This is a genomic window from Sporosarcina luteola, assembly GCF_023715245.1.
Classification (GTDB): Bacteria; Bacillota; Bacilli; order Bacillales_A; family Planococcaceae; genus Sporosarcina; species Sporosarcina luteola_C.
Genome location: NZ_JAMBNV010000001.1, coordinates 517,270 through 530,847, shown reverse-complemented (window position 1 = coordinate 530,847; position 13,578 = coordinate 517,270). Strand labels below are relative to the sequence as shown.

The window sequence follows — 13,578 nt, the reverse complement described above, 5'->3', positions numbered from 1 at the left end:
CTAACAGTACATATCCATCCCATAAACGAAAGCCAAACCAAGTCGTTGAAATTCCGAGTACGAGCGCTATGTTCGATTATGAACCAAAAAAGCACGTCTTATCTAATCTGGATGTGCTTTTTTCTCATAATTAATAATTCATTGACTTTGCCAAGTTGCCTTATCCCCATGACTATCTATCCGCAAAGTGAAAAAGCGATCATCCTCTTGATGAGAATGGTCGCTTTACTTTATAACTACTATTCCGTCTTATCATACTTCTTCGGATCATACGCCACTTTCAACAACGAAACCGCAATCAGCAAACAAAGAACCATCGCAGGTAATCCACCTAAATTAGACAGCATCTTTATCCCGTCTATTTCGGCGAAACTAATCATCATCCATGCAATCACAGCAATCGATATACCCCATATAACCTTGATGGCGATACTTGGCTCTGGGCTATCTGGTGTAATTCCAGTAGAACTGATTCCACCCATTGCAGATATGTTCGAGTCTGCTGCTGTTACGAATGAAATAAAGACGATGAACAAATAAAACGGGATAACGATCGCCGATAATGGAACTTCTGATAGTATCGCATACAATGCCGTTTCCGGACCGCTTGTTGTGAAGACATCCGCAATTTTCGTATCGGTAATCAAGCGGTGGATTGTCGTCCCACCGAAGATCGTCATCCATAACCCACCAAAAAGAGATGGGAACGCAAAGTTTACAATGATGAATGTCCTAACCGTGTACCCATAGCCAATTCTCCCTAAAAACAATGCCGTGATGGCTGCCCAGGCAAACCAGTTCGCCCAGTAGAAGACAGTCCACCATTGTGGCCATTGATCGCCGGATGCTGCACCTGTGAATAAGCTTTTCTCAAAGAAGTGCGTCACGTAGTGGCCGAACGATTCAACGCCAAGATTAATAATGAATCCAGCTGGTCCCGCAACAAAAATGAACAGGACAATGACGATGTACACTTTCATATTGATATCCGACAAAATTCGAATCCCGTTCATCAACCCGCTTGCTGCTGAAATAACAAAAGTAATCATCACGATTGCGGTGATGAAAGCCCACGATACCGGTGAACTAGCGATGCCCGTAAGATAATTCAACCCGCCGCCAAGGTTGATGACAGCTGTTCCCAAAGCTGCAGCCATTCCTAATGCGAGTGTATATAAGCACACCGCGTCAATGACCTTCCCCCAACCGCCTTCTATTCTCGAGCCGAATAAAGGGGCCATCGTTGAACTCAAACTGAACGACTTTTTCATATTATAATAGGCAAACGCAAACATTAACGCAGGAACACAATAGATGGCATACGGCGTAATCGTCCAATGCAAATACATTGTCGACATCGAATAGATCACTGCCTCATGTGATTCCGGAGCGATGTTCATCGATTCCGGGGGCGCTAAGTAATGATAGATCGGTTCGACGATCCCCCAAAACGTTACACCTGCCGCTACAGTCGTCGTCAGTGTGATTGCAATCCAATTCGGAAGCTTCAGCATCGGTTTTGCCTCTTTCCCGCCGATTTTCACTTTGCCCAACGGCGAAAAGTAAACAATGATGACTGTCGCCAATAAAAGCAAACCGCTAAGACTGAAAAGCCCTCCTAAATTGACTAATAACCAGTCATTCGCTTTTGTCGTTATGTCGATAAAAGCATCTCTATTTGTAAAACTTATAATACCGGCGACCAACACTAATAAAAACGGTGGCCAAAAAACAGCATGTCTAAGATTCATTTAATCTCTCCTTACTATTCTGCCATCAAGGCCCGATGACGCCGTTTTGGAGCTAGTTGGACAGCAATTCCGTTGCGAAACTACGTAAATCTTCTTCAGAGACGAAGCGGCAATTGTTTTCCCTCATCGGTTGATTCTCTTCCGCTTTCATCGTTTCCACTAAACGACCAACATCATCTATACATAAACCATCCTCAAGTAATGATGTGCTTAATCCACTCGTATTGACTAGTTCCACAAAACGATCCGCCCCTGCATAGGCGATCTCCGATTTGCTCAATCCTTCCGTATGTACCCCCATCGCGTTTGCAACTTTCGCAAACATGTCCACGTTCCCTTCCACCTTCCATCGATACGTTGCATTCATTGCAATCGCAACTGCTCTCGCATGTGGCACTCTTCCGACTGTTGTAATCGCATGGCCAATACAATGTGCGATGCCCGTGCCGCCATGTTCGATCGCTACTCCCGCAAGTGCCGCCCCTACTGCTAAAGCCGTCCTGCCTTCGAGATCCTTCGGGTTATGCAGCACTCGCTCCAAGTTTCCGCAAATCAATTCGATGGATTTGAGCCCGAACGCTTCGATGATCGGATTTGACCTTGTACCCGTACACGCTTCAATCGCATGCACGAATGCATCCAATGCAGTTGCAGCCGTTAAATGAGGGGGGAGCCCCTTAGTAAATAAAGGATCTAAAATAGCCACGTCCGGCGCCATTTGTTCATCCCATCCCCATACTTTGCGTTTTTCACTATTTGTAAATACAACCGTACTCGTCACTTCGGCACCCGAACCTGAAGTGGTTGGGATCATGATCGACGTAATCGTTTTCTTCGGAAATGGGTTTGCCATCAGCTCATAATGGGATGCAGACGCTTCCCCGACCGCAACAAGGGAAGCCATTTTAGCTACATCCATTGCCGAGCCGCCACCGATTCCAATGACACAATCTGCATCGAAGTCCTGTATGACCCGCGCGGCTGCATCAATCGAACGTACGGATGGATCACTCTCCAGATCACTGAACACGCTATAGTCAATGTCGCTTTCCTTGAGCACCCTTTCGACTAAATTGACAACACCAGCCTCAATGACACCTTGATCTGTAACAATGACTGTTTTATTTGAAGCTGTTAACTCTTTAATCAGTTGTCCAAGCTGAAGGTGCTTCCCTTCTCCACAAAGTATTTTTGTCGACAAGCCAAATTCAAATTGCATGTTTCGTCACTCCTTTCAACCTGACATGAAAGATTGATGCCACTCAGTATTTCATGTAAACCGTTTTCACTTGTGTAAATTCATAAAAGCCATGTTTCCCATCGTCTCCACCGATTCCGGACTTCTTCCATCCCGAATGGTATCCTTGATACGCTTCACCTTGTTGACGATTGACATAGACTTCGCCACACTCAATATTGGAAATCAACTCCATAATGTAGCGATAATTGTTCGAATACACATTTGACGTGAGTCCGTAATCCGAGTCATTCACGTATTCAATGACTTCTTCCAACGTTTCAAATTCAACTATCGGCAAGACAGGTCCGAATATTTCCTCTCTGACAATTTTCATATCTTGCGTACAATTATCAAGTATAGTCGGTGGATAAAAACTACTACCCTCTGATACTAATTCTCCGCCACATAAAACGGCAGCCCCTTCGGAAACAGCTTCTTCAACCATTCCATGGACTCTTTTCGCATCATTCGAGCTCACTAAACACGTCATTCCGATTTCGGGGTTTTCAAGGCCATCTCCAAACTCCGTTTTCGAGAACTCCTCCACGAGTCGATTGATGAATGCTTCCTTTATGGACTTCTGCACGTAGAGTCTCTCCGTGTTGTTGCACACTTGGCCCGAGTTAGCCAAACGCCCGCCTGCAATGGCTTGAACGGCAAGATCGATATCCGCATCCTCCATCACAACCGCTGGCGCTTTCCCTCCCAGTTCCAAAGAGACTTTAATCATATTTTGTGCACATTTTTCCATAATCCGTTTCCCGACAGCTGTGCTGCCAGTGAACGTAATCATGCTGATCTTTTCTGAAGAAGTGAGAGCTTCCCCAACAATGCTGTCCTCGCCTGTCACTATGTTAATGACACCCTTCGGAATGTCCGTATCGGCAATCAACTTCGCGAGTTCTAACGCGGATAAAGGTGATTTTATACTCGGTTTAATGACTACCGTATTTCCCGCAATTAATGCAGGCACCATTTTTCGTATGAGGACATAAATCGGAAAATTCCAAGGCACAATGATGCCAATTGCTCCTAACGGTTCTCGTATAGAGAGGATTTTTTCATTGGGATTGTCACTTTCCACGACATCGCCTTCTATTCGCCTTGCCCACTCTGTTTGGTACTCCCCGAGATCAGCAGCATAAAACACTTCCGATTTCGCCGAGGAATAACTTTTCCCCATCTCCAAAGTGATCATTTTCCCAATCGCACTCATATTGCTTTCATCTTGCATTAAACGTAAAAGCTGCTTAACTAATCGAGCCCTCTCAATTGCCGGTGTCTTCTTCCATTTTGAAAAAGCTGTCACTGCCGATGAAACGGCATGATCCACATCCGCTTTATCTAATGAAGGCACCACCCCTATCACTTCATTTGTAGCAGGGTTCATAACTTGAATGGTCTTATTTTGTTTATGGCTAACGTATTCACCGTCAATGAATGCTTGCAATGAAATCATGTAGACTCATCCTTTCACAAATACTTAGCGAATAAATACTGTTTTTCTTCCTGTAATGGGAAATAGGCCCTTTCTCCATACTACCAATTTTATAAAATAATTCAAGTAGACTATTATTTATTGTGATTACAATAATTAAACGAAGTGGAGCGTAATAGAGTAGAATCGGCATCCTACTTTTGGAACACACACCTATTTTCCATCTGCTAACATTTTTCATGTGAGTTGGATGGTGGTTTGTCTACAAACTACCTAAAGGACTACTAGCCTTACATTTGGTTGGTTTCATGGCGTTGCTTGGTATTATGACAGTGATCGCTGTACCAGTTATGATCCTCATGAACGGTGTAACTCCTTTTTATCTCTTCTGTCTGGCTTTATCCATCGCGATGCAGTTTATATTCCGCGCAACAGGCTACTGGGCGGCAGCGAAGTATGGACACCGTTATAGTGTGATTTCCTATATACGAATCTATTTGTTCTTCTTTTTGGAATGCTTAATTCGTCCTATTGTAGACTCTATTATATTTCTTTATGCGACGAGCAGTTATTTCCTGCAAAAGGACAAGCATCAATGGAATAAAGTGCAACGCATAGGCAGTGTCACTTATCATTCATAATGACTAGGTTATTGGCGGCCATCTGTCCCGCAAACCGCGGCTCTTTCCTCAGCAATAATTAACTTACGTATCGCTACTGGGCACCAAACCCTATTGTGGAACGATATCAAAAAAAGCCATCAGCTCTATTGACCACAGTAATATGGTCAATTGAGCCATGGCCCTTATTTACTTAGGAGAAGAGTTACTTTCCAGCAATATATTCACTGTATCAAGTTAGCCGCCACCCTGTTAACCTTCCAGGCGGCGCCATCAATTCTTTTGGATGGCGGGATATAATAATAATGGAATTCAATCACCTGACTATTTCGTGCATCTTCCACATAATCCCTTGATGCATATGTAATATCACCTTGCTTCTTTAAAAAACTATTCTTCGCTTCAGGATCGATGACAGTTATGAGATCCAAAGCATCATTTTGCTGTAGTTCTTTAATTAAATCCTCCGTTTCCGGATAGTCCCCCCAAATAATATGTGTTCTAAACACAGGCAAACACCCCTTTAATTTTAATTTATTTTATCACATCATATAAAGACTATACTTTCAAACAATTACATTAAATATCTTATCGTACTCCCAGTTGACAGAAAAATTTAATAAAAAGGTATTAGGTTCTGAAGCAATTCTGAATTTAATGAGAACCTGGTATCCTAAAATTATTTCTTTTATTGTTAATATGCACTTGTAGTGTATTGTCTATATTTAACCATCCACAGGCACATAAAACAGACTTTCTCAACTCTCTAACAAAACTAAATCATCCGTCGTAATTTCTTTTTCCAACGCAGGTTTCTCCTGCTCATTGCTCGCCACAGCCATTCGATAATCGACTTTACGCGTCATTTCTTTCGCGATCTTTTTCGCGAGACCCGCATTCCCGAAACTACTATCCCGACGTGCATAAACCTCTTCATAATGATGCACTAACGCATGCTTCGCTTCATCTGTCATTCCATACCCTTCGATATAAAGCTCGGTAATCTCCATTAATTCCTCTGGTGTATAATCTTCAAAATGGAGTGTTAGTCCGAAACGTCGACGGAGACCAGCATTGCTATCCAGGAAACGATTCATTTCATCTTCGTACCCTGCCGCAATTACTAAAAACTCGCCTTGGAGATCGGACATTTTCTTCAGCAACACTTCCACTGCTTTTTTCCCGAAGTCATTCTCTCCACCACTCGCGAGTGTGTAGGCTTCATCAATAAACAACGCACTACCCATCGATCGTTCAATCTGCGTGGCTGTCAGTTTCTCCGTTTCACCAATATGACTGCCGACTAAATCGCTACGATCCACTTCAATCAGATCGCCTCGTGTCAACAACCCTAGCGCTTGATAAATACCTGCAAGCACACGGCCGACTTCCGTTTTACCCGTTCCCGGTTTACCGATCAACAACGTGTGATTCATCAATTTGTCCACAGAATGATTTTCGCGCCTGTAATATCTCATTAACTCAATCATCTCATCAATCTCAGCCTTCACCGTATCCAGACCGATAAACTGATGGAGTTCCGCACGTTTCTCGGCAAGTAAAACCTCATCTATCGGCACTTCAAACGCCTTCTCTTCACGCTCTGATACCGCTTGGACAACGTCTTCCTCTTCAAACGTTGTCAAGACCTCTTCCGTCCATTCTTCGCGCGGCATTTTCGCAATTCTCATCGACTGCGCAAGCCCGATCTGTTCGTAAAGCATTCGCACCATTCGAGCGTTACTGAACGTTTCATCGCGCATACGATAGCGTTCCACGAACTCCTCATACACCGCTTGCTTCGCAGCCGCTGTAAGCGCATAGCTCCCAACACACTGGACTAAGAAGATTTCCAATAACTCATCCGGCGTATAGTCTTGGAAGGTGATCCTTTCCGTAAAACGATCTTTCAAACCCGGATTAGACGCTAGGAAACGATCCATCTCGTCCGTATAGCCTGCCACGATGACCATGAATTCACCACGTGCATTTTCCATTGCAGGAAGCAACGTTTCAATGACTTTCTTCCCGAAATCCCGACTCGAGCTACCCCCACCTGTAAGCGTATACGCTTCGTCTATAAAGAGCACGCCGCCCATTGCTTCCTTAATAATCACTTTCGTTCGTTCTTCTGATTCACCGACATGTGTGCCAACGAGATCCTCTCGCTTCACTTCAATGACGTGCCCCGTCTTCAAGAGACCAAGTTCCTTAAAAATCTGGCCGATCAGGCGAGCGACCGTCGTTTTGCCAGTACCCGGATTCCCTTGAAAGACCATATGGGGCGCTACCATCGGGTTCACTTTCATGCCACGCTCTAATTTGAATTGATTAATCTCCGCCAAGTTTTTAAACTCCTGGATTTTGTCTTTCATATCTTCTAGTCCAATAAAACCGGTCAACGCACCCATCGAAACGTTCATTGCATCCGTAGTATTTGTGTCTACAGTCGAGGCACTTCCAGTACTGCCGCCCAACTTACTCGTGATCGGCGGAATCTGTAAGTCCGTATTCGTCAGCACAGGAACGCTGTCATCCCAACGAACTAAATCTCCTGCCCGGTTTTCCTTAAATGAACAACCGTCAAGAACCGGAACAGAACGCTCGAGTCGCAGGCCAGCCTTCGTTCCATTCATCACTTGCACCGAAGTGAATACAGCATTCGAACAATCTTGCAAGATGATTTGATCATCAAGATGGCCGTGTACGCGCGTTTCAGTCACTTCCGTACGCTCAACCTGACTGAATTCGATTCCTGACGATTGACCATCATAGATTTCGCACTCCGTTATAAACACTTCTGCACATTCCGTTGCGCGTACTTGCGCTCGCTTATGATTGAACACAATCGTCCGTTCCAATGAAACTACTACTTCAGGACCTGCAAGTATGCCGTTCTTATCGCCACTCGAGATTTTACAATCGGTTATTTCCGCTTTCGCCGCACCATTTACTAACACATTCGATCCTTTATGACCGAAGATAATGCAATTGGCTGCGGTCAACTCGGATTCTTTTGCGGATATCCCTGCACTATCCCCACTCTTCACTTCCGTCGCCGACAAATTGACGTCAGATTGGTCAGAAGCAAAAATCTGTACACCACGATGATGGCTAATCAGTGAATCCAATATGTTCACTCGACTACTCGTCGCGTAAACCCCTTTATTGTTTCCACTTTCAATTTCACAATCCTGAATCGTCAACACGCTTTGATGAAACGCAGAGAGTTGCGTCAGCTGATTGTACTTCACTTCACAATCGATGAGTGTACAAGTCGAATGTCCAGACACAATTCCTCTAGACTTACCCGAAAGAATCTCTGTTTTCGTCATCAAAACGGCGCTCTGTTCGTTACACGTAATGTGGTCACCTGTTTGATTTTTAAAGAGGGAGTCTGCTAATTCAACTGCTGAACGACTGACGTTCATTCCTTCAACTTCACCATTTTCAAACGTGCTCGACTCGACTTCAATTTGGGATCCATTCATAACTGCCACATGCTCGAGACGTTGGTTTTTAAAAGCACAATTTTTCAGAACACCCGTCGATTGATCACAATAAATCCCTTGGGCATGTCCAACGTAAAAATTCGTAGTTTCTACATCAATCGAACTGTCTTGTTCCAAACGGAGCTGAACCCCACGATTTCCGATGAATGAACTTTTGGTAATCGTTGCTCGACTCGTTTCAGACAAACAAAGCCCTTCTTCTTGCCCACTTAAAATTCCGGAACTCGCGATCGCGACTTCTCCCCCCGCGCGCACATGAATTTGCGCAGTCTTGATTGTGTCTTCCACGATGCATTCAAACAAAGACAGTCGCCCTAAAACGTCAATTCCCTGTATATTTCTTTGGAATGTCGAATGCTCTACAGATACTTTTGCAGCTGCATCCACTCGCATAGCGACTCCTTGAATCTCAGAGAAAAGACAATGATGAAGCGTTACATCTCCTGATTCGATATGTACTCCACAGTCAACTGGATCAGTGCCTCCTCCAATACCAATCGATTCGATACGCACTTCTTCAGTTGTCGCGATACGAACACTTCCGGTTACACAAACTGAGCTTGAAGCACCTTCTGAACTTCGAAGAACGAGCAGCTTATCGATTGTTACATGTTCATCATAAATGCCCGTATCCACTTCCACGGTATCACCTGGCAGCGCGGCCATTACTGCAGCCTGAATCGTTTTGTAACGAGATGCCCCGCCTTGAGATACTTGTATAATCGCCACGTATCTTCCCACCTTCTTTTTGAACTATCACGTTTTTTACTTTGTTTTTTTACAACCACTAGTAGTAGTCGAACGAATGCTTCTATTCATTAAGTATACTAGTAAGCAGAGGGGCAGAGCAAAGAACTGCTCATTTATAAAAGTACATAGTAAAAAAGACAGACCCAGATGGCTGTCTTTATAATTTCTCTTTTGTTAATCGCGTCATAAAGACACCAAATTCATGCATTTACCCCGCAAACCCAAACCATCAGCCCGTCCCATAAGAATCAAACGAACGAACATTTCCTCAATAATGAGAGCAAATGCCACTTGTCTACTTAATCTCCATAATCGACCGCAGAAGTCCAAAACAGCTGCGCAAAAGTCTATAAAACCTAAAAAATACCGATCACGCAAGCTTTCCCTGCGTAATCGGCTTATTAACTCATTTATTTGTAAAAAGGCAAGAAACATTCAGGGCAATTCAGACGAATTAAACCAGACGAATTAAGATAGCCCCGCGGAGATCCTTCTCCACAGAGCCGTTAGTTGATGAATATCCTGAATTATATGGGTGTGCCTAGCACCGAAATTTATGGCCCTTATTCCACTTGGGTTAAAAGATGCTTTTAACAGCAATACATTCAATGTATCAATCCACCAACCACCTTGTTAATCTTCCAGACGGCTTCATCAATTCTTTTGGATGGCGGGATAAAATAATAGTGGAATTCAGTTACCTTGCTAAGGCGGGCATTTTCCACATAATCACTTGAAGCATATGTAATATCACCTTGTCTCTTCAAAAAACTGTTCTTCGCTTCTTTGTCGATAACCGTTATGATATCCAAATCATCACTTTGCTGTAATTCTTCAATTAAGTCCTCCGTTTCCGGATAGTTCCCCCAAATAATATGTGCTTTCAACATAGGTAAACACCCCTTTTATTTTCCTTATGGTTATTATTTCAAAAAAATGAGGGATGGGATTTTCCCCTGCCCTAGAACGCCGAGTCCCTGAGGTGATGAATTTTGATCCGGCGTTTTTGGGGAATTTCAACCTGGTATTGAAATTAACTTTTTTGTTAGTACTAGTCCGGGATACTTACGACGCATGGACAGTACTCTTCAAAGTCAAGCCCCATCGAATTGCTAAACAAAGCGTGCTTGCGTCATCATTCGTCAAAGGAAGGAAGGAGGCAGCTAAGAAACTCCTGAATTTCTTTTAAAAACCCCCATTCCTCATCTCGGAAGATAGGCGTGTTTCCAACAACGTCTTCGAAAAATGGCGAATGCATCTGGATTTTCAGCCATTTTTTCGAAGCGGATCCCGTAGCGAAAAAAAACAAAAATTACGTTCAGCAACAAAACTTACATCATCTTCCCGGTATCCCTACAAACAGTTAAGCAGCAGAAGTCACGGTTACATATGCTCCTTAGCCACGTTCAACAATCAAAACGCCAATACATACCCGAACAGATCCTTTCACAATGGAGTAACGGCTACTTAGACGATCAACTCTGACAAAGACAACCACGCATCTTCACGACACTTCGTGGGAAAGGTGGTTGTTTCTTAATTGCTAGATTTTAAAAATAAAAACACTGTCCAACTTTTTGAGGTCACTTCACTCTCTTCTATAGATATTCAAGGTCCTTCTCTCCGAACAAAAACCTTCTAGTCGCATCCACATCGGTTGAGTTACTTCTATTCCTATCCCCAGAGAAATAATTCTGTAAATTTTCAAGTTGAAGCTCCTCCGGTATTTGTTTGTAACCTTTCAACTCATAGTAATGCCCCAATATTTCAGCAAATAATAACTGCAATTGTTCATCTTCAATAGAACCTACCACATTACGGAGAGTCACTACATGATCATCTCGTCTTAAAATACCGTTTTCCTCACAGTCCAATATAGATTTGACTGTTCTATTGATGGCTGCGAGATACAATGGTTCTTTCCGTTCTTTATAAGTAGAAATCATTAATTGAAAATATTGCTCGTTAGTATAATTCGCCAATGCCTTAACCTTTTTCAAAGTACTATTAGAAAGGTTTACCTTGGCCATAAGTAACGCTTTCCTATAATAAATATAAAGATGCTCTAAAAACTTATACGTGAATAATTGGGGTGTAAAACCATATACGTTAATCTGCGCAACAACTCTCGTAAAATTACATAGACGTATATAATCAAACTCATCCTTTTCCACGGAATTGTCAAGTAGCTCTAATATAGACAAAACCCAACGATCTTGGATTTCTGTATATCGGTAAAGCTGGAAGAATTCATGTGAAATATCAGGACATCCGTTTAAACTGTACCGATAGACGTAAGGGGGCTGATCAATTATTCTTCGCCGCCTACGATTTAACGCTTTGTCATAGTTGTAAATAAAAGATCTGGGTCCAAATATATCCTTAAAGGATTCACTTGTATCTGAGTTATAGACATTAAAATAATTCGTTATATTTCCTGATAACTTCTTAGTACTTCGAGAACCATTACAGATTTCAGTTTGAATATCAGCCTCAAAATTCGTCACCTCATTATTACTAAAGTAAAATCCGAGAAGTTCCTTCCTATATATTTGCTTTTTGACAAACGGACTTTCAATAATGATATACGAAAAAAAATAGTAAATCGCAAATATCAAACTCACAATTAATACAATAAAATTAGTAAGCCTAAACAAAGGATTATCAATAAAGATCAACAATAAAGATGAAACGTTAATAGCGGCAAAGACAATCAATAAATAATACACACGGATGAAGCCAAATATCTTATACTTCCCTAACAAAAACTTACCGTAATCCACGCCAATAACATTTTTCATCTCAGCCAATGAGGTCAAACCGATGACAGTCATATTTATAGCAATTATCGATATTAATAATTCTGTACTATAAATCAAGCTCTCTATGCCAATCACTCACTTCCCAGATATTAAATCCATTAATCACAAGTCACCGAAACTCCGCCCCTCCGCCCCATATGGACCTTCCTCCAGTATGGCCAGTCATTCCATGCTCCTCTTCGTTCACAAGTTGCATTCTGCCGGGCTCTTCATGGTGATGCCAGTCATAGCCTTCAGGAGTAACGGAGGATTGAAGGCTTTGGATAGCCTGTTCGTCAAATCCAAGCTCAACTGCTAGTGATGGATTTTGTTGGATGGCTTCGTAAAGTTGCATGTTGGCGATACCGATATGAACTTCGTCTGACATTAGGTAAGTATCTTGAGGGAGAACGGCATCGAAATTAGATTCAAATACCGGAAAGACTCCTTCAACTGCCGTTCCATCTTCCTGGATAGAAACATTCTTTTCAAATTGCACATTTGTGATTTCGTGAACTGATTCATCCAAGTGTCCATTTCGGCTAAGCAGCTCTTCCGCTTGTACGGTGTTTTGTTCTGTCACCATTTCGAAGACGCTAACGCCAAGTACACCGACAGCCGCCACCTTCCCGACCTTTTTGGCCCCTTCCACTACTAGCTCTTTATCCTGTAATGCAGCTCCCTTGAATGTTTGTCCTAGCGCTGATCCCGTGTAGACGAGCCCCCCACCAATTCCCTTCGCCGTATTGACGGAGGAAGTTTTGATGTCGTCCCAGCCCTCACTCATTCGTTTCGGATTCTTAGTAATGGTCCCGTATATACCATTTACTGTTCCATCCGCAAAATGAGCGGTATTCTCGATGACATGGCGCGAAGAATCGACTACGCTGTTTCCGACATCCTTTAGATAATCACCAGTCTTCGGAAATTTAGTGGACACAATGGAACTAGCGATATGTACGCCTCCCTTGGCAATCCCGCCGCCAATTTGGTTGATTCCCTTTCCAACGGTACGAAATATCTTCATAACGGCTCCCCCTAGTTCTTATAAACCATAGTTATATTTACTACTATTATATCATTAACACTATATCCGATTACAATACTTTCCAAGTAGTCAGTTTATGTTGATTAAATTTTTCTTTCCTCAAAAGTATCCTTTTGCAAGACTCTAGTCTATATAAAGAGTGAAGGGACTGTTCACAATAGAAAGGGGAATGACAATGATTAAGGATTGGGTAGAATTGATTTCAGAGTTGGAACAGGAGGAAACCTGGCCAGAGGCAACAGTTGAGCAGAAAGAAATCTTGGTGACATTGCTGTTGATGGGAAATACCGAATAAAAGCAGTGGGAGTACTATGGAAGATTGTATACAATACAGCCCGGACAACTGGTTATTTCTTGTAATTCGCTTGTCCAATTGTTTGGGAAAGAGATGTGCTTTACGAAACTTCGATTATTTTTG

The 13,578-nt window shown here is 42.7% G+C and carries 10 protein-coding genes; 2 read left to right on the top strand and 8 right to left on the bottom strand.

Going from position 1 to position 13,578, the window contains the following annotated elements; genetic code table 11:
- Positions 1–239: 239 nt before the first annotated feature.
- The 3 genes from M3152_RS02490 to aldA are packed head-to-tail and all read right to left on the bottom strand — an operon-like array spanning position 240 to position 4,450.
- Positions 240–1,751, bottom strand: a complete 1,512-nt coding sequence (locus M3152_RS02490) for a BCCT family transporter (protein ID WP_251693625.1) — start codon at positions 1,749–1,751, stop codon at positions 240–242.
- A gap of 52 nt (positions 1,752–1,803) precedes the next feature.
- Positions 1,804–2,970 carry an iron-containing alcohol dehydrogenase gene (locus tag M3152_RS02485; protein WP_251693624.1) on the bottom strand — a complete coding sequence of 389 codons (1,167 nt, stop codon included), beginning with the start codon at positions 2,968–2,970 and terminating at the stop codon, positions 1,804–1,806.
- A 43-nt stretch (positions 2,971–3,013) separates the two neighbouring features.
- The gene (aldA, locus tag M3152_RS02480) at positions 3,014–4,450 is read right to left on the bottom strand and encodes an aldehyde dehydrogenase (protein WP_251693623.1); all 1,437 of its coding nucleotides are present in this window, start codon (positions 4,448–4,450) and stop codon (positions 3,014–3,016) included.
- Between the two features lie 287 nt (positions 4,451–4,737).
- On the opposite strand from aldA, the gene M3152_RS02475 reads away from it, so the two are divergent.
- On the top strand, positions 4,738–5,070 hold the full coding sequence (locus M3152_RS02475; protein ID WP_251693622.1) for a hypothetical protein: 333 nt from the start codon (positions 4,738–4,740) through the stop codon (positions 5,068–5,070).
- A 203-nt stretch (positions 5,071–5,273) separates the two neighbouring features.
- Here the strand turns inward: M3152_RS02475 and M3152_RS02470 are convergent, their stop codons facing one another.
- The 3 genes from M3152_RS02470 to M3152_RS02460 all read right to left on the bottom strand — a co-directional run bounded on the left by M3152_RS02470 (position 5,274) and on the right by M3152_RS02460 (position 10,201).
- Positions 5,274–5,558, bottom strand: a complete 285-nt coding sequence (locus M3152_RS02470) for a hypothetical protein (protein ID WP_251693621.1) — start codon at positions 5,556–5,558, stop codon at positions 5,274–5,276.
- Positions 5,559–5,807: 249 nt separating this feature from the next.
- Positions 5,808–9,290 carry a right-handed parallel beta-helix repeat-containing protein gene (locus tag M3152_RS02465; RefSeq protein WP_251693620.1) on the bottom strand — a complete coding sequence of 1,161 codons (3,483 nt, stop codon included), beginning with the start codon at positions 9,288–9,290 and terminating at the stop codon, positions 5,808–5,810.
- A gap of 626 nt (positions 9,291–9,916) precedes the next feature.
- Positions 9,917–10,201 (bottom strand): hypothetical protein, encoded by a 285-nt coding sequence (locus M3152_RS02460; RefSeq protein WP_251693619.1) that lies wholly within the window; start codon positions 10,199–10,201, stop codon positions 9,917–9,919.
- A gap of 288 nt (positions 10,202–10,489) precedes the next feature.
- On the opposite strand from M3152_RS02460, the gene M3152_RS18070 reads away from it, so the two are divergent.
- Positions 10,490–10,678 (top strand): competence protein ComK, encoded by a 189-nt coding sequence (locus tag M3152_RS18070; RefSeq protein WP_353056612.1) that lies wholly within the window; start codon positions 10,490–10,492, stop codon positions 10,676–10,678.
- 231 nt (positions 10,679–10,909) lie between these two features.
- On the opposite strand, the gene M3152_RS02455 is transcribed toward M3152_RS18070, so the two are convergent.
- Together M3152_RS02455 and M3152_RS02450 are read right to left on the bottom strand one after the other, a co-directional pair.
- On the bottom strand, positions 10,910–12,121 hold the full coding sequence (locus M3152_RS02455) for a hypothetical protein (RefSeq protein ID WP_251693618.1): 1,212 nt from the start codon (positions 12,119–12,121) through the stop codon (positions 10,910–10,912).
- Positions 12,122–12,242: 121 nt separating this feature from the next.
- A complete protein-coding gene (locus M3152_RS02450; RefSeq protein WP_251693617.1) occupies positions 12,243–13,139 on the bottom strand; it encodes an HNH endonuclease in 897 nt (298 codons plus the stop codon).
- Positions 13,140–13,578: the final 439 nt, after the last annotated feature.

What these genes read in the sequence shown, in the direction of transcription:
- M3152_RS02460 (WP_251693619.1), bottom strand. Translation starts at nt 10,201, where the DNA reads ATGTTGAAAGCACATATTATTTGGGGGAACTATCCGGAAACGGAGGAC.
- M3152_RS02485 (WP_251693624.1), bottom strand. Translation starts at nt 2,970, where the DNA reads ATGCAATTTGAATTTGGCTTGTCGACAAAAATACTTTGTGGAGAAGGG.
- aldA (WP_251693623.1), bottom strand. Translation starts at nt 4,450, where the DNA reads ATGATTTCATTGCAAGCATTCATTGACGGTGAATACGTTAGCCATAAA.
- M3152_RS02475 (WP_251693622.1), top strand. Translation starts at nt 4,738, where the DNA reads ATGGCGTTGCTTGGTATTATGACAGTGATCGCTGTACCAGTTATGATC.
- M3152_RS02490 (WP_251693625.1), bottom strand. Translation starts at nt 1,751, where the DNA reads ATGAATCTTAGACATGCTGTTTTTTGGCCACCGTTTTTATTAGTGTTG.
- M3152_RS02450 (WP_251693617.1), bottom strand. Translation starts at nt 13,139, where the DNA reads ATGAAGATATTTCGTACCGTTGGAAAGGGAATCAACCAAATTGGCGGC.